The sequence below is a fragment of the Stenotrophomonas sp. GL_111 genome, from assembly GCF_057835245.1.
In genome coordinates this window covers 3981874-3998561 of the sequence record NZ_CM174421.1, presented here as the reverse complement: position 1 = coordinate 3998561, position 16688 = coordinate 3981874, and the positions used below count along the sequence as shown (strand labels likewise).

Genomic DNA, 16688 nt, shown 5'->3' with positions numbered 1-16688 from the left:
CAAGGCGGCCGCCCGGACCTGAAGCGGTGGGCAGGAGCTGAAGCGGTAGGTCCCGACCGTTGGTCGGGACTGCTTTCAGCCCCCGGCCAACCCCGAATCGGCCGCCAACACGCCACCAGCATAAAATGGCCCCATGAATACCCCCCAGGACTCCAGCCTCGGTCGCGAGGTTGCTTACCCGTCGCAGTACGATTCCAGCCTGCTGTTCCCCATCCCGCGCCGTGGCGCACGCGAGGAGATCGGCCTGGACGAAGCGGCGCTGCCCTTCGTTGGCCATGACCGCTGGCAGGCCTATGAGCTGAGCTGGCTGGACCGGCGCGGCAAGCCGCGCGTCGCGGTGGCCACGGTCAGCGTGCCGTGCACCTCGCCGAACCTGATTGAATCCAAGTCGTTCAAGCTTTACCTCAACTCGCTCAACAGCACCCGCTTCGAGGATGACGAAGCGGCCCGCCTGCAGATCACCACGGACCTGTCGGCCTGTGCCGGCGCGGTGGTGACGGTGCGTTTCGGCGTGCCGCTGCTGGTCGAAGAGGCCGAAGGCGAGTCGCTGGACGAGCTGGACGTGGCGATCGAGCGCTATGGCCCGCCGGCGCCGGAGTACCTGTCGGCCGATGCCGGCCAGATAGTCACCGAGACGCTGAGCTCGGCGCTGCTCAAATCCAACTGCCCGGTCACCGGCCAGCCGGACTGGGCCAGTGTCAGCATCCGCTACCGCGGCCCGCAGCTGGACCGCGAGGGCCTGCTCAAGTACCTGATCAGCTACCGCGAGCATGCCGAGTTCCATGAGCAGTGCGTGGAACGCATCTTCAGCGAGATCACCCAGCGCTGCGCACCGCAGTGGCTGGAGGTGGAAGCGCGCTATACCCGTCGTGGCGGCCTGGATATCAACCCGTGGCGGGCCAGCCCGGGCATCGAGCACCCGGCCCGCACCGTGCGCGACCTGCGCCAGTAGCGCCAGCAGCGCCAGACGCCCGGGTGTCGTTGCCCCGGGCGCCTGGCTTCTTCACATCTGCGCCATGCCCTATTAACAAGCGCTGTGACACCGTGCCTCCCATGTCGTCAATGAAGACGGGAGTGTGTGGATGAGTACCGATAAGAAAGCCGATTTCTCCGGTGTCACCTCCAGCGTGGATACGTCCGCGCAGAAGGTGGAAAAGGCCGATTTCTCCGGCGTGACCTCTTCGGTGGATACCACCGCGGAAAAGGTCGGCGGCGGCACCTACACCGTACAGAAGGGCGACTCGCTGTCGAAGATCGCCAAAGCGGAACTGGGCGATGCCAACGCCTGGAAAAAGATCTTCGAGGCCAACCGTGATGTGCTGGACGACCCGGACAAGATATTCCCGGGCCAGACCCTCAAGTTGCCGCCAAAAGGCTGAGTCACCCTTGTTTGTAGTCCACTGATTCCCCGGGAGGAATTCCATGAAGAAGACGTCAATCAGTACTGCTGTACTCGCTGCCCTGCTGGCCACCGTGGCGTTGGTCGGCTGTAAGAAGAAAGAAGAGACCGCCGACGCCAATGCGCAGCCCGCGGCGATGACCCCGGCCGAGCCGGCGCCGATGACCCAGGCGGCCCCTGAGCCGATGGCTGCGGCCATGGTGAGCGTGTCCAGCGTGACGGTGGGCAAGACCGCCGCGGCCGACAAGAGCGTGGCCACCACGGCGATGTTCGCCCCGAAGGACGACATCATCGTGTCGATCCGCACTGACGGTGCGGCCAACAACACCAATGTGGCGGCCAAGCTGACCTTCCAGGACGGCCAGGTGGCCGGCGAGCAGAACCAGGCGCTGAACACCGCCGGTGCCGAGACCACCAACATCAGCTTCAAGAATGCCAAGGGCTGGCCGGCGGGCAAGTACCGCGCGGAAGTCATGGTAGATGGTAAGGCGGCCGGAACGCCGCAGGAGTTTGAAGTCAAGTAAACCCACGCCGACTCTCTCCCGGCACGGGTTCACGATGGACGCAGCCGCAAGGCTGCGTCTTTTTTTTGGTTCTTCTCCCATCTGTGGTTGAAGTCCTCGGCGCATTTTTCCCGTGTAAGGCCTCGCGCCCCAGCCATCAAGGCGGCCCCAACGCTCGCCTCACACCCAGAACGAAACCGCCGCTGTTGATCTGGAAGTGAGACGCCCCTCCAAGGGGAGAAGGACTTTTTCTACGGCGGCCGTTTGGTTGCAGCCGATACTGTCCACGGCGGCGGATCGCACTGTTCCAGTACGTTTGCGTATGGGATGGCTTTGCTCCGGGGGGCTGAAAACGCGACAATGCCGGGGTTTCCCGCAGCGCGCGCCGACCGGCGCGATCCACGGGGAAAGTGCGGACCGGCGCCCAGCGCGGCCCGCACGCGACACGGTTGCACGCGGCCCGGCATCGCCGTCGGCCATCACTCATCAGATCCGCAAGAGAGCATCAGTCCCCCATGTCGAACTCGCCGAAGATTCTCTACACGCTTACCGATGAAGCCCCGTTCCTGGCCACCCAGTCGCTGCTGCCGATCGTCGAGGCCTACACCGCCACCGCCGGCATCGCGGTGGAAACCCGCGACATCTCCCTGTCCGGTCGCATCCTGGCGCTGTTCCCGGATTACCTGAAGGACGCGCAGAAGGAAACCGACCACCTGGCCGAGCTCGGCCAGCTGGCGACCACCCCGGATGCGAACATCATCAAGCTGCCCAACATCAGCGCCTCGGTGCCGCAGTTGAAGGCGGCCATCAAGGAACTGCAGGACCAGGGCTTTGCCCTGCCGAACTACCCGGACGTGCCCACCGATGACGTCTCGCGCGACATCAAGGCGCGCTACGACAAGGTCAAGGGCAGCGCGGTCAACCCGGTGCTGCGCGAAGGCAACTCCGATCGCCGCGCACCGCTGTCGGTGAAGAACTACGCCCGCAAGCACCCGCACCGCATGGGCAAGTGGTCCACAGAATCCAAGTCGCACGTGTCGCACATGGACGGCGGTGATTTCTACGGCAGCGAGAAGTCGGCCACCCTGGCCAACGCCGGCAGCCTGAAGATCGAACTGCGCAAGGCCGATGGCAGCAGCGTCGTGCTGAAGGAAAAGACCGCGGTCAAGGCCGGTGAGATCGTCGATGCGGCGGTGATGAGCCGCAGCGCGCTGGCCAGCTTCGTGCAGGCCCAGATCGCCGATGCCAAGGCCCGTGGCGTGCTGTTCTCGCTGCACCTGAAGGCGACCATGATGAAGGTCTCCGACCCGATCATGTTCGGTGTGGTCGTGGAAGAGTTCTACAAGGACGTACTGGCCAAGCACGCCGACGTGCTCAAGCAGGCCGGTTTCGATCCCAACAACGGCATCGGCGACCTCTATGCACGCCTGCCGCAGCTGCCCGAGGCGCTGCAGGAAACCATCAAGGCCGACCTGGCCGCCGAATACGGCAAGCGTCCGGGCCTGGCCATGGTCAATTCCGACAAGGGCATCACCAACCTGCACGTGCCCAGCGACGTGATCGTCGATGCGTCGATGCCGGCGATGATCCGCGACTCCGGTGGCATGTGGAATGCCGCCGGCAAGCTGCAGGACACCAAGGCCGTGATTCCGGACCGCTGCTACGCCGGTGTGTACCAGGCCGTGATCGATGACTGCCGCACCCACGGCGCGTTCGACCCGGCCACCATGGGCTCGGTGCCCAACGTCGGCCTGATGGCGCAGAAGGCCGAGGAGTACGGCTCGCACGACAAGACCTTCCAGATTCCGGCCGGCGGCACCGTGCGCGTCACCGACGAGGCCGGCAGCGTGGTGTTCGAGCACGCCGTGCAGACCGGCGACATCTGGCGCATGTGCCAGACCAAGGACGCCCCGATCCAGGACTGGGTGAAGCTGGCCGTCAACCGTGCGCGCCTGAGCGGTACCCCGGCCGTGTTCTGGCTGGATGCCGCGCGTGCCCACGATGCACAGGTGATCGCCAAGGTCGAAACCTACCTGAAGGACCACGACACCACCGGTCTGGATATCCGCATCCTGGCCCCCGTCGAGGCCACTGCGTTCTCGCTGGATCGCATCCGCAAGGGTGAGGACACCATCTCGGTGACCGGCAACGTGCTGCGCGATTACCTCACCGACCTGTTCCCGATCATGGAGCTGGGCACCAGCGCCAAGATGCTGTCCATCGTGCCGCTGATGGCCGGTGGTGGCCTGTTCGAGACCGGTGCCGGCGGTTCGGCACCCAAGCACGTGCAGCAGTTCGTGGAAGAGGACTACCTGCGCTGGGATTCGCTGGGTGAGTTCCTGGCCCTGGCCGCATCGCTGGAGCACCTGGGCAACCGTTACAACAATGCCGGTGCCAGCGTGCTGGCCCGGACCCTGGACCAGGCCAACGGCCAGTTCCTGGACAACGACAAGTCGCCGTCGCGCAAGCTCGGTGGCATCGACAACCGTGGCAGTCACTTCTACATCGCGCTGTACTGGGCCCAGGCCCTCGCCGCGCAGAATGACGATGCCGCGCTGAAGGCCCGCTTCGCCCCGCTGGCCCAGGCCCTGGCCGACAACGAGCAGGCCATCGTGGCCGAGCTGGCCGCCGTGCAGGGCAAGCCGGTCGACATTGGTGGCTACTACCGTCCGGACGTGGCCAAGGCCGCCGCCGCGATGCGTCCGAGCACTACCTTCAACGGTGCGCTGGCCGCCCTGTAAGCGCGACAGCGCAGTTGCAGTGATGGACGAGAAACCCGCGCTTCGGCGCGGGTTTTTTGTTGGGCGTTCATCGCACACACCTCGCTTCCGATGAAGACCGCGTCAACATCATTGGTACGGAACTTGCCTTGTCGCAGCAGTGTCTTGCGCCCACGCGAACGCGCGGAAACTTCACTTCAATCTGTGCGATCCATCACTTATGGATTGAGAACCTTGGCATAGCCTAGCCACGATCTTTTCCGCAGCAGATGTGGTCTCTCAGGACGCAGGGGGAAGGCGATGGCGAGGGTGCTGGTGGTCGGATCGGATATCCAGGGGGAGCACGCACTGCTGCAGCGCCTGCGCGCAGCGGCGTCGTTGCCGGCCGACCTTGTGCGCAGTTGTCGCGACCTCGACGACTGCGACCTGTTGGTGATCAAGGACACCCCGGCGCTGCGCAACGCCGCGCTGCGGATGGTGCGCGAGCGCCCGCGCATCCAGTTCTGGATCGAAGACCAGCAGGGCCACCTGCGCCACGGCCAGGGCGATGAGCATGCGGTGCTGGACGACCATGCCATCGAGCACGCGCTGCGGCGGATGCCCGCCGCCGCGGCGCCCATCGACGAGCCGTGTGCGGCGCGCGGCGCGAAAGCCATCACCCGCGCGCTGCGTGAAAGCCTGCAATCACGCCAGGGCCATGCGCTGCTGGTCCTGCACGATGAGGTGCAGGTGTTGATTGATTTCACCCAGGACCAGATGGTGGTGCCCACCGCTGCCTCCACGACCGCGCTGGCGCAGGCGTTGTCCGACGGCTTCGAACAGCTGGCCCTGCATGGTCTGTCCGCCAAACGCTATGCGCAGTTGTCCGGCGCGCTGCCGCGGCAATCGTTGCGACCGTTGTTGTGGCAATGGGGGCAGCATCCGGCGCACTGGCACGACCTGGATACGCGGCTGCAGCAGCAGGCGCGGGTCAAGCTGCTGCGCTGGCCGGACTTCCGCGTACTGGGCCATCAGCACGACAGCTTCCGGCTGTGCTCGCTGCTGCTCAAGCGCGCCTGCAGCGTGGACGAATGCGCTTCGCTGCTGGACATCCCGGGCGCGGCGGTCCGCGCCTTCGTGCACCCGGCCTATCTGTGCGGCTATGCCGCGCTGGAGACCTCGGCAACGTCGGCCCGCAGCGTGCGCGCCGAAGGCAGCGCCGGTGGCAGCCTGCTGGCCCGCATGTGGCGCAGCGTGCGCCAGCGAAGCGGGAGCTGAGCGTGCGCGAACACAAGATCGTGGTGTTGGGGACGATGGGCAGCGGCAAATCCACCTTGGTCAGGGCGATCGCCGCCGGTGCGGTGATCGACACCGACGTGCACAACAGCGACCGCCAGGGCGCCGACAAGGCCTCCACTACGGTAGCGATGGACTACGCCGATATCGATCTTCCCAACGGCGACCGCCTGCGCCTGTACGGCACGCCCGGGCAGCAGCGTTTCGACTTCCTGTGGCCGATCCTGCTGCAGGGGGCGAGCGGGGTGGTGCTGCTGCTGGATGCCACCCGCACGGCCGCCGCCACCGAACTGGGTGCGTACCTGGATGTGCTGCAGCAACACGCCGCGCAGGTACCGGCAGTGATCGGCATTTCGCGGCTGGACCTGGCTCCCCAATTCGACCTGGACGCCTGTGCGCTGCAGGCCAGCCAGGGCGGGCGTGAGTTGCCGGTGGTGCCGCTGGATGCGCGCGACCGCGAGCAGGGCCTGTGCCTGATGGATGTGCTGATGAGTGAGATGGAAGCGCGTGAGCTGGTGCTGGCCCATGGCTGATGGACACGATTCCCGTCATCTGGATACGCAACTGCGCGCGCGCTTGAGCGCGCACCTGCAGACCTTCGCGGACGACATCACCGGGGTGCGCAGCGTGGTGCTGGCCAGCGTGGATGGCTTCGCGCTGGTGCCGGCGGCGGGCACGCACGGCAACGGCGAGCGGCTGGCTGCGATGACCAGCGCGATGCTGGCCTTGGCGGCGGCGGTGGGCCGGGAGTTGTCGCTGGGAGAACTGGAGGTGCTGATGCTTGAAGCCGGCGAAGGCAAGGTGCTGATGCTGGCGCTGCCTTCGCTGCCGGCACCGTTGCTGCTGATGACCGCCTGCGATGCACGCTGCGTGATCGGCAAAGTGCTGTGGAGTGCCAAGCAATGTGGCCGCAACATCATGGCCGAACTCAGCGGATCACGAGCCGATCCGCACGAGAAAACGGGGCTCGACAACCAACGGGGTGCAACATGGCAGGACTCGACGATACCTTGAACGCGCTGATGACCATCGACGGCGCGCAGGCGGTGGCGCTGGTCGATTACGAGAGCGGGATGCTGCTGGGGGAGGCCGGCTCGGGAATGGACATGGAGGTGGCGGCCGCCGGCAATACCGAAGTGATCCGGGCGAAGATGAAAACGGCGGCATCGCTCAATCTCAATGACACCATCGAAGACATCCTGATCTCGCTCGGCAAGGCGTATCACATCCTGCGCCCGGTCTCGCGCAAGAAGGGCCTGTTCCTGTATCTGGTCCTGGACCGCAACAAGTCCAACCTGGCCCTGGCGCGGCGCAAGGTGCAGGACGTGGAAGCGGATCTGGCGCTCTAGGTTTGCTCCGCCGTCGGCGCTCGTGGTGGGCGTCGGCGGCATTTTGCCGTGTAAGGCGCCGCGGTGCAGATGGCTGGGGCGCTGGCCCCGATGCTCGCCTCAGACCCGGAACGAAGACAGAGCAGTGGCCCTGGAAGGCTGGGCAAGCCCACAGTCGCTGCCGTATGGTGGAGTCCGGTCCTTCGGATGCGGATGCATGTCTGGCCTTGATCGTTCTGCGGCATCCCTGTCCTGCACGGGGGCACGATGACCACGTTGCCGGCCACGCTGGCTGCTCGTATCCAGACGGGATTCGAGACCTACCATGCGCGCTTCGCCGGGATCACCCGGCGGGCCAAAGGGCGCTTTGAAACCCGCGATTGGGCCGGCGCCCGCCAGGATGCGGTAGAGCGCATCGGGCTGTATGACCGTTGCATCGCCGAAACCGTGGATGTGCTGCGGCGTACCGCCGGTGAAGCCATCGGCACCCGCACGCTGTGGCAGCAGGTACGCCAGGCCTTCGCCGGCTCGATCGAGGGGCTGATCGACGCCGAGCTGTACAAGACCTTCTACAACACGCTGGCACGCCGCTTGTTCGCCACCGAGGGCGTGGACGCGGCGGTGGAGTTCATGGCGATCGATGTCGAGCCGTCCGATGCCATCACCCATCCGGTCGCGCGACACAGCTACACGCTTTCGGCGAACCGTCCGGCCGAGGCCTTCATGCGGGTCCTTGGCGACTACCGATTCGAGGTGCCCTATGCGCACCAGTTGCGCTGCGCGGCATCGATCGCGGTGCGCCTGCAGGACGACCTCGCCCACTGGGGTGATTACCCGGCGCGCAGCATCGAACTGCTCGACACCGTGTTCTACCGCGAGCGCCGCGCGTATCTGGTCGGGCGCGTGTTCGGCGAGCATCGCTTCTCTCCCTGCGTGATCGCCCTGGTCAACGATGACAAGGGCCTGCGTGCGGAAGCCGTGCTGACCCGGCGACGCGATGTCGCGCACCTGTTCGGGGTGTCGCGCAGCTATTTCCAGGCCGACCTGGGCACGGTCGGCGATGCGGTGGTGTTCCTGCGCAGCCTGCTGCCGGCCAAGCCGATCGATGAAATCTACACCGTGCTCGGCCGTGCCAAGCAGGGCAAGACCGAGCGCTACCGCACCTTCTTCCGCCACTTCCATGAGCACCCCGACGCACAGCTCGTGCATGCCGACGGCACGCCGGGCATGGTCATGGCCGTGTTTACGCTGCCCAGCTATCCGCTGGTGTTCAAGCTGATCCGCGACCGCTTCGCGTGGCCCAAAACCATGACCCGCCACCAGGTCGAGGAGAAGTACGCACTGGTGTTCAACCTGGACCGGGTAGGCCGCCTGCTCGACGCACAGCCGTACCGCCACCTGCGGTTTCCACGTGCGCGTTTCGCCCCGGCATTGCGCGAGGAACTGCTGAACCAGTGCAGTGCCAGCGTGCGCGAAGAGGGCGACGAGTTGGTGATTGCGTTGTGCTATGTGCAGCGCCGCTTCCGTCCGCTCAACCTGTACCTGCGCGAGCAGACTGCCGATGCGCGGCTTGCCGCGGCGTTGGACTATGCGCAGGCGATCACGGACATGGCCCGCAACAACATCTTCCCCGGCGACATGCTGCCGAAGAACTTCGGTGTGTCCCGGCATGGCCGCGCGGTGTTCTATGACTACGACGAGTTGTGCCTGGTCAGCGACTGCAACTTCCGCGTCTGGCCCGCGCCACGAAACGAGGAGGAAGCGCTGGCTGACGAGCCGTGGTTCCAGATCGGCCCGCGCGATGTGTTCCCCGAGCGCTTCTGGATGTTCATGGGCCTGCCGGCGCTGGAACTGGCCGCGGTACGCGAGCAGCACCGGCACCTGTTCGATCCGGAATGGTGGCAGGCATTGCAGGCGCGCTTTGCCGTGGGCGAATACCCGGATACGCCGCCTTATGCGTTGGCTCACAAGTTGGCGTGAAGGCGGGCGTGTGAGCTTCATTGTTGGGGTAGCTGCATGCGGGCGAACTCCGGGGTAGGCTTGGCCCACCATCGGACACGGAGTCATGCAGATGCGCCAGGGTCAGCGTCGTTGCAGTGGGTGGATGGCAGGCCTGATGGGCCTGCTGGTCATGGGGAGCAGCGCTGGTGCGGCGATCGGGTCGCCGCGCGAGGACGCACTGCGCCAGATGGAAGTCAGCATGGTGCTGGTCGGCGAGCTGGACGTCAGCGAGACCGGCCAGGTGCAGGCGCTGCGGCTGGCGCGTGAAGGGCAGGTACCGCCCGCAGTGGCCGAGTTCGTCAAACGCACGGTCGCCGAATGGCGCTTTGATCCCTACCTCAAGGATGGCCGCGCGGTACCGATCACCGCACCGCTCGGTCTGCGCGTGGTCGGCAAGCCGTTGGGCAGCAGTGGGGACGTGCAGATCGCGCTGCGTGCGGCCAGCTTCGCTCGGTTCGACCCGTCCGATCCCACGCTGCTGGCGATGGTCGACCGCGACCCACCGCTGTATCCCGGTGGCGCGGCGATGTTCGGCGCCACCGGCGATGTCTATCTGCTGCTCCAGGTCGGGCGCGACGGCAAGGTGCTCGATGCGATGGTCGAGCAGGTCAACATGCGCGTGATCGCCTCGCAGCGGCGGTTGAAGGCCTTCAGTGAGCAGTTCAGCCGCAATGCGCTGCACGCCGCGCGCCGATGGACGTTCCGCATCCCCAGCAACGGGCCGGATCGGGACGCACGCTACTGGACGGTGCGGGTACCAGTGCGCTTCGCCAACGATTACGTCGGGGCCGCCTATGGGCGTTGGGATCCCTACCTGCCAGGCCCCCGCCAGCGCCCGCGCTGGGAAGACCCCAACCTGCTGCTGGCCGATGCGCCGGATGCGCTGCCGGCAAATGGCGGGGTCTACATGGCCAGCAGTCGCGCGCGGCTGACCCTGCGCACACCGCTGGACGGTGGCTGAGCAGCGCCGGTATCGGCCTCAGCCGATGCCGGCCTGTTCCGGTTCCGGGTGCACCACGGTACGGTCGCGGCCCTGTTCCTTGGCCATATACAGCGCCTTGTCGGCCAGCCGCAGCGCCTGCTGCGGATCTTCGTGGTAGCTGGGGTAGTGCGCCACGCCCAGTGAAATGGTCACCGTGCCGACCTCCTCGAACACCTCCGCCGCCACCTGGCGGCGCAGCCGTTCGGCGATCTGTGCCGCGGCGGGGGTGTCGATGCCGGGCAGCAGGATCAGGAACTCTTCGCCACCGTTGCGGCACAGCAGGTCGGTGTCGCGCGAGTCATCGCGCATCAGCTGCGCGATGCGCAGGATCACCGCATCGCCCACCGCATGGCCGAAGCGGTCATTGATCGCTTTGAAGCGGTCGATGTCCAGCGCGATGATGCCGAACGGTTGCCCGCGTGCCTGCCAGTCCTCCAGCCCCTGCTGCAGCCCGCGACGGTTCTGCAGGCCGGTGAGCGGGTCGGTCATGCTGGCCCGGTTGAGCTTGCCGATCCGGTCCTGCAGCAGGTTGAAGCTGTACAGCAGCGCCTGCTTGAGGTGGGCCACTTCGTAGTACCACGCGCGGATGCCGGTGACATGGCGGATGGCGATGCCGGTGTCGCGGTTCTGCACGTTGCGGGCCAGCTGCCACAGCGGCAGTGAGATGCGCCGGGCGAACCACCAGGTCAGCAGCAGCGACAGCACCCCGAGCGGAATCGCATTCCAGATCACCGCCGTCATCAGCCGCGACAGTGGCGCCAGAGTGGCGCTGGTCGGGCGCTGCGCCACCACGCCCCAGCCCACGATCGGCACCGGCGCGTAGCCGGCCAGCATCTGCACGCCATGGCTGTTGCGCACCTGCTGCGCGCCGGAATGGCCCTGGCTGACCGCCTTCACCGCTGGGTTCTCCAGCGCGTATTCGCCCACCCGGCGCGGTTCGAGGTGGTAGAGGATGCGGCCGTTGCGGTCCACCACGTACAGGTAGGAGCCATCGCGGTAGTAATGCTTGCCCAGCAGGGACTGCAGGATGCTGCGCTGGCGCAGGTAGATGGTGCCGCTGACATAGCCCTGGTACTGGCCCTGGGCGCTGAAGATCGGGTGCGATATCGCCACCAGCAGGCGACCGGTGGCCGACTGGTAGGGGTCGCTGATGAACGGTACGCGCCGCGCCAGCGCTTCCTTGTTGCCCGGGCTGCGCAGCACCACGCCCTGCAGGGCCAGGCTCTGCGGGGAGGTGGCCAGCACGGTGCCGGCGGCATCCACCACCAGCACCGAATTGAAGCTGTTGGTCTGCAGCTGCAGGCGTGCCGCTTCTGCTTCCAGTTCGCTGCGGTCGTGCAGGCGCTGGCCCAGCGTGGTGGCGCTGTAGGCCAACTGCTGCTGCGCGGACTGGATGAAGTTCTGGGTGGATTCGGCCAGCTTGCTGGCATACACCCGGTTGGCTTCCAGCGTGGTGTCGATCAGCTGTTCGCGCTGCACGCGGTAGCTGGCGTGCAGGGTGTTGGCCAACGCGATGATGGCGCTGAGCAGGGCCAAGCCCAGGATCAGCTTGCCGAGGTTGAGGCGGGTGGAAAACGGGCGCATGCGGTCGTTTGGACTGGCAGGGTGCAGCGCCAGCCGCAGTGCGGTTGGAACGGCAACGATGGAGCAATCAGGAGCGCACTGCGCGGCGTCGACCCGGTGCGCTGTCCGCCCCGTCGCTCGACCACCCCGCCCCCGGGCGACTAACAGATCTCGCGCGGATTATTGCGGATTCCGGCCGGCCGTGGGTTAAGTGGGTGGCAAGGACGGTTGCCGACGCCCCGAAACAGAAAAGGCCCCGCAGTGCGGGGCCTTCTCTCGTTCGTTGTCGCGCGATCAGCGCTTCATCGAACCGAAGAACTCGTCGTTGGACTTGGTGTTCTTCATCTTGTCGAGCAGGAACTCCATCGCGGCCATTTCATCCATCGGATGCAGCAGCTTGCGCAGGATCCAGATCTTCTGCAGCAGTTCCGGTTCGATCAGCAGGTCTTCGCGGCGGGTGCCGGAGCGGTTGATGTCGATGGCCGGGAACACGCGCTTCTCAGAGATGCGGCGGCTCAGGTGCACTTCGCTGTTGCCGGTGCCCTTGAACTCTTCGTAGATCACCTCGTCCATCTTGCTGCCGGTGTCGACCAGCGCGGTGGCGATGATGGTCAGGCTGCCGCCTTCCTCCACGTTACGTGCCGCGCCGAAGAAGCGCTTCGGACGATGCAGGGCGTTGGCATCCACACCACCGGTGAGGACCTTGCCCGAGCTCGGCACCACGTTGTTGTAGGCACGGGCCAGACGGGTGATCGAGTCGAGCAGGATCACCACGTCCTTCTTGTGCTCGACCAGGCGCTTGGCCCGCTCGATCACCATTTCAGCAACCTGCACGTGGCGGGCGGCCGGCTCGTCGAACGTCGAGCTGATGACTTCGCCGCGCACGGTGCGCTGCATTTCGGTGACTTCTTCCGGGCGCTCGTCGATCAACAGCACGATCAGGTGTACGTCCGGATGATTGGTGGTGATGGCCGTGGCCACCTGCTGCATCATCATCGTCTTACCGGCCTTGGGCTGGGAGACGATGAGCGAGCGCTGGCCTTTGCCCTGCGGCGCCATCAGGTCGAGGATACGACCGGTGATGTCTTCGGAGGAGCCGTTGCCGCGTTCCAGGGTGAAGCGCTTGCGCGGGAACAGCGGGGTCAGGTTCTCGAACAGCACCTTGTTCTTGGACGCTTCCAGCGGCTCACCGTTGATGGTGTCCACGATGGACAGCGCGAAGTAGCGTTCGCCGTCCTTCGGGAAGCGGATGCGGCCGGAGAGATGGTCGCCGGTGCGCAGGTTGAAGCGGCGGATCTGGCTGGGCGAAATGTAGGTATCGTCCGGGCCGGCCAGGTAGCTGGCTTCGGCCGCGCGCAGGAAACCGAAGCCGTCCGGCAGGATTTCCAGCACGCCGTCGGCGGCGACGCCGTCGCCATGGCGGGTGAGCACCTTGAGCAGGGCGAAGATCACGTCCTGCTTGCGGGCACGGGCCACGCCTTCGGAGATCTGCAGCTGCTCGGCGATTTCCAGCAGCTTCTGTGCCGGCATGCGCTTGAGATCGCTCAGCGAATAGACCGGGAAGCCTTCGGGCACATTGGCCTGCGTGCTACGCACGAACGGCTGCTGCTCGCCATTGTCCTGCGGCATGCCGTCGTCGTTGTAGCGATCGCCACCGCGGTTGCGGTCGCGGTCACGACGGTTGCGGAAGCGGTCACGGCGATTGCCCTGACCCTGGCCTTGGCCTTGGCCTTGGCCTTGGCCCTGGTTTTGGCCTTGACCCTGACCTTGGCCCTGCTGGTACGGGTTTTGCCCGCCCTTGGGGTTGCGCTGGCCACCGTCGCCGGTGTCGGACGGCGCGCCGCCCTGGGCGGACGACGATTCGCCGGCCTGGGCGGCCGGTGCCTGCTGCGGCGCCGACGAAGCGGCGACCGGCGCCGGCGCGTCATGCGCGGCAGCCAGGGGCAGGGCAGGCTGTGAGGGGGGGGAACTTGCTTCGGCAGCGGTGTTGGCGGCGGCCTTGGCAACGCGCGGCTTGCGCACGCGCTTCTCGGCGGGCGCGTCGGCGCTCCCGGGTTCGGAAGTAGTGATATCGGACAAGTGCTGGATTCCTCGCTAGAAGGTGCGAGCGCCCGGCAGGGCAGCGAACGTTGGGAAAGGATCTGGAAAGAACTGCGTCCAGAAGATGCGGCGCGCGAATGCGGCCGGATATGCCGACACTAACACCGGCTCGCGGCAGCGCGCAAGCCGGGTGGGGCAGGGTCATTCATGCGGGGCAAAGGCCCGCGGGGCAGCCGGCATGGGCCGGCTGCCGGGTACGATCAGGCCAGGGCCTTGTCGAGCATGCTGGCCAGCTGGGCCTTGCCGACCGCGCCGACCTGCTGCGAATGGACTTCGCCGTTCTTGAACACCAGCAGCATCGGGATCGAACGCACGTGATATTTCACGGCCAGGTCGCGCTGCTCGTCCACGTTGACCTTGGCGACCTTGGCGCGGCCGTTGTAGGCGTCGGCCAGCTCATCCAGGGCAGGGGCGATCATCTTGCACGGGCCACACCACTCGGCCCAGAAATCGACCAGCACCGGTTCTTTGGAATCCAGCACTGCGCTTTGGAAGTCAGCCGTGCTGACATGTACAACCTTGTCGCTCATCTTGGTCTCTCGTCTGGAAATGCACCCGGCCGGGCCGGAGGGAGGTTGAACCTGGAGGACACCTGGCGGCGTCTTCCCCGTCTGCTGCCTCGTGACCGCATCGGGCGGCCAGCGGTGCGTCAGGTGGATGCCTGGACGCTCACGGCGGGCAGTGTACCCCTATCGTCGGGAGGGGACAGACGCGGTTTGGAAAGAAGCGTCCTGTGATCACCATCGCGCTTTGTGTCCGTTGGCCTGCTCCCTATATGCGGCCTGTGCGGGCCGCTTCCAGCACCCGGGCCACGCCTGTTCAACTGGCGGCAGGCGCGGTGAACACGGGGAGAAACCGGCCCGGCGCGCTGCGGATACGAGGGCCATATGGCAGTCTCTGAGGGGGCTGCGACGCGCAAGCCCGGTTTGGCGCCGACATTGCGCTAAACTGGGACATTGTGCGGCGCCCCAGGACCGGTTGGGTCCGGCCTCGCCAACCCCGGCGCAGGGGCCGCTAAGGCGACGGTGCCCCCCAAGATCGCAAGCTGCCCGCACCTCTGCCGGGTTGGCCTTACCAAGACGGACTCATGAGCGACAAACCGCTGACCGATTTGACCTTTTCCTCCTTCGAGCTGCATCCGGCCCTGCAGGCCGGCCTTGAAGGAGCCGGATTCACCCGTTGCACGCCGATCCAGGCGCTGACCTTGCCGGTCGCGCTGCCCGGCGGCGATGTCGCCGGCCAGGCCCAGACCGGTACCGGCAAGACGCTGGCCTTCCTGGTCGCGGTGGTGAACCGCCTGCTGACCCGCCCGGCGCTGGCCGATCGCAAGCCGGAAGACCCGCGCGCGCTGATCCTGGCCCCGACCCGCGAACTGGCCATCCAGATCCACAAGGATGCGGTCAAGTTCGGCTCGGACCTGGGCCTGCGCTTCGCGCTGGTCTACGGCGGTGTCGATTACGACAAGCAGCGCGAGATCCTGCAGCAGGGCGTGGACGTCATCATCGCCACCCCGGGCCGCCTGATCGACTACGTCAAGCAGCACAAGGTGGTGTCGCTGCACGCCTGCGAAATCTGCGTGCTCGACGAAGCCGACCGCATGTTCGACCTGGGCTTCATCAAGGACATCCGCTTCCTGCTGCGCCGCATGCCCGAGCGCAGCACGCGGCAGACCCTGCTGTTCAGCGCCACGCTCAGCCACCGCGTGCTGGAGCTGGCCTATGAGCACATGAACGAGCCGCAGAAGCTGGTGGTGGAAAGCGAATCGATCACCGCCGCCCGCGTGCGCCAGCGCATCTACTTCCCGGCCGACGAAGAGAAGATTCCGCTGCTGCTGGGCCTGCTGTCGCGCAGCGAAGGCGCGCGCACCATGGTCTTCGTCAACACCAAGGTGTTCGTCGAGCGTGTGGCGCGTTCGCTGGAAAAGGCCGGCTACCGGGTCGGCGTGCTGTCCGGCGATGTGCCGCAGAAGAAGCGTGAGAGCCTGCTCAACCGCTTCCAGAAGGGCCAGCTGGAAATCCTGGTGGCCACCGATGTGGCCGCGCGCGGCCTGCACATCGACGGCATCAAGTACGTCTACAACTACGACCTGCCCTTCGACGCCGAAGACTACGTGCACCGTATTGGCCGTACCGCCCGCCTGGGCGAGGAAGGCGATGCGATCAGCTTCGCCTGCGAACGCTATGCGATGGGCCTGCCGGACATCGAGGCCTACATCGAGCAGAAGATCCCGGTTGAAGCGGTCACCAGCGAAATTCTGACCTCGCTGCCGCGTGCCGAGCGCGCGCCGCCGGCCGAAGGCGAAGAGGTCGACGAAGACCAGAACGAAAGCGTCGGCCAGATCTTCCGCGAGGCGCGCGAAGCGCGTGCCGCCGAGGAACAGCGTCGCGGCGGTGGCAGCAGCAGTGGCCGGGGCGGCAAGCCGTCCGGTGGCCGCGGCGAGCGTCGCGGCCCGGGTGAGCGCAGTGCCGATGGCCAGCCGCGTCGTGAGCGCAAGCCGCGCGTGGAAGGCGAGCAGCCGGTCGTCGAGGGTGCAGCAGCGACGCCGGTAGCCCCGGCGCCGGTCGCCAGCGCCGCCCCGTCCGCCGCCGGCAGCCCGGCCGTGGAAGGCGAGCGCGCGCCGCGCAAGCGTCGTCGCCGTCGCCACGGTCGTCCGCTGGAAGGTGCCGACGCCGCAGGCCAGCCGGTCACCCCGGTGCAGGTCGCCGCCAAGCCGATGCGCAGTGCACCGGCCGCCGACCCGAGCGCCTCGTTCCTGACCCGCATCGGCCGCAAGATCCGCCGGATGCTGTCGGGAAGCTGATCGGCGCGGCGGTAGCA

The 16688-nt window shown here is 66.5% G+C and carries 13 protein-coding genes and 1 pseudogene; 11 read left to right on the top strand and 3 right to left on the bottom strand.

Annotation, left to right across the window (positions count from 1 at the left end):
- Positions 1–133: 133 nt before the first annotated feature.
- The 10 genes and pseudogenes from queF (at position 134) to AC3IPM_RS17705 (ending at position 10187) form a co-directional block, all read left to right on the top strand.
- Entirely contained in the window at positions 134–952 is an 819-nt protein-coding gene (queF, locus tag AC3IPM_RS17750; RefSeq protein WP_489301564.1) for an NADPH-dependent 7-cyano-7-deazaguanine reductase QueF, read from the top strand.
- A gap of 130 nt (positions 953–1082) precedes the next feature.
- The gene (locus tag AC3IPM_RS17745) at positions 1083–1379 is read left to right on the top strand and encodes a LysM peptidoglycan-binding domain-containing protein (protein WP_489301563.1); all 297 of its coding nucleotides are present in this window, start codon (positions 1083–1085) and stop codon (positions 1377–1379) included.
- 43 nt (positions 1380–1422) lie between these two features.
- Entirely contained in the window at positions 1423–1923 is a 501-nt protein-coding gene (locus AC3IPM_RS17740) for a hypothetical protein (RefSeq protein ID WP_489301562.1), read from the top strand.
- 494 nt (positions 1924–2417) lie between these two features.
- Positions 2418–4643 carry an NADP-dependent isocitrate dehydrogenase gene (locus tag AC3IPM_RS17735; protein WP_489301561.1) on the top strand — a complete coding sequence of 742 codons (2226 nt, stop codon included), beginning with the start codon at positions 2418–2420 and terminating at the stop codon, positions 4641–4643.
- Positions 4644–4922: 279 nt separating this feature from the next.
- Complete coding sequence (locus tag AC3IPM_RS17730) at positions 4923–5879, top strand: hypothetical protein (RefSeq protein WP_489301560.1); 957 nt, start codon at positions 4923–4925, stop codon at positions 5877–5879.
- Between the two features lie 2 nt (positions 5880–5881).
- Positions 5882–6430, top strand: coding sequence for a GTP-binding protein (locus AC3IPM_RS17725; protein ID WP_489301559.1), 549 nt, complete (start codon positions 5882–5884; stop codon positions 6428–6430).
- Positions 6423–6836 (top strand): annotated as a pseudogene (locus AC3IPM_RS17720) (roadblock/LC7 domain-containing protein); the annotation flags it as partial. The gene AC3IPM_RS17725 and the pseudogene AC3IPM_RS17720, both read left to right, overlap by 8 nt.
- A 50-nt stretch (positions 6837–6886) precedes the next feature.
- Positions 6887–7246, top strand: coding sequence for a hypothetical protein (locus tag AC3IPM_RS17715; RefSeq protein ID WP_256776593.1), 360 nt, complete (start codon positions 6887–6889; stop codon positions 7244–7246).
- Between the two features lie 246 nt (positions 7247–7492).
- Entirely contained in the window at positions 7493–9205 is a 1713-nt protein-coding gene (aceK, locus tag AC3IPM_RS17710; RefSeq protein WP_489301558.1) for a bifunctional isocitrate dehydrogenase kinase/phosphatase, read from the top strand.
- A 124-nt stretch (positions 9206–9329) separates the two neighbouring features.
- Complete coding sequence (locus tag AC3IPM_RS17705) at positions 9330–10187, top strand: energy transducer TonB (RefSeq protein WP_489301557.1); 858 nt, start codon at positions 9330–9332, stop codon at positions 10185–10187.
- Between the two features lie 18 nt (positions 10188–10205).
- On the opposite strand, the gene AC3IPM_RS17700 is transcribed toward AC3IPM_RS17705, so the two are convergent.
- The 3 genes from AC3IPM_RS17700 to trxA all read right to left on the bottom strand — a co-directional run bounded on the left by AC3IPM_RS17700 (position 10206) and on the right by trxA (position 14401).
- The gene (locus AC3IPM_RS17700) at positions 10206–11792 is read right to left on the bottom strand and encodes a GGDEF domain-containing protein (RefSeq protein ID WP_489301556.1); all 1587 of its coding nucleotides are present in this window, start codon (positions 11790–11792) and stop codon (positions 10206–10208) included.
- 273 nt (positions 11793–12065) lie between these two features.
- Positions 12066–13850, bottom strand: coding sequence for a transcription termination factor Rho (gene rho, locus AC3IPM_RS17695; protein ID WP_489301555.1), 1785 nt, complete (start codon positions 13848–13850; stop codon positions 12066–12068).
- Between the two features lie 221 nt (positions 13851–14071).
- The gene (gene trxA / locus AC3IPM_RS17690; RefSeq protein WP_489301554.1) at positions 14072–14401 is read right to left on the bottom strand and encodes a thioredoxin; all 330 of its coding nucleotides are present in this window, start codon (positions 14399–14401) and stop codon (positions 14072–14074) included.
- Positions 14402–14958: 557 nt separating this feature from the next.
- On the opposite strand from trxA, the gene rhlB reads away from it, so the two are divergent.
- Positions 14959–16671 carry an ATP-dependent RNA helicase RhlB gene (gene rhlB, locus AC3IPM_RS17685; RefSeq protein ID WP_489301553.1) on the top strand — a complete coding sequence of 571 codons (1713 nt, stop codon included), beginning with the start codon at positions 14959–14961 and terminating at the stop codon, positions 16669–16671.
- Positions 16672–16688: the final 17 nt, after the last annotated feature.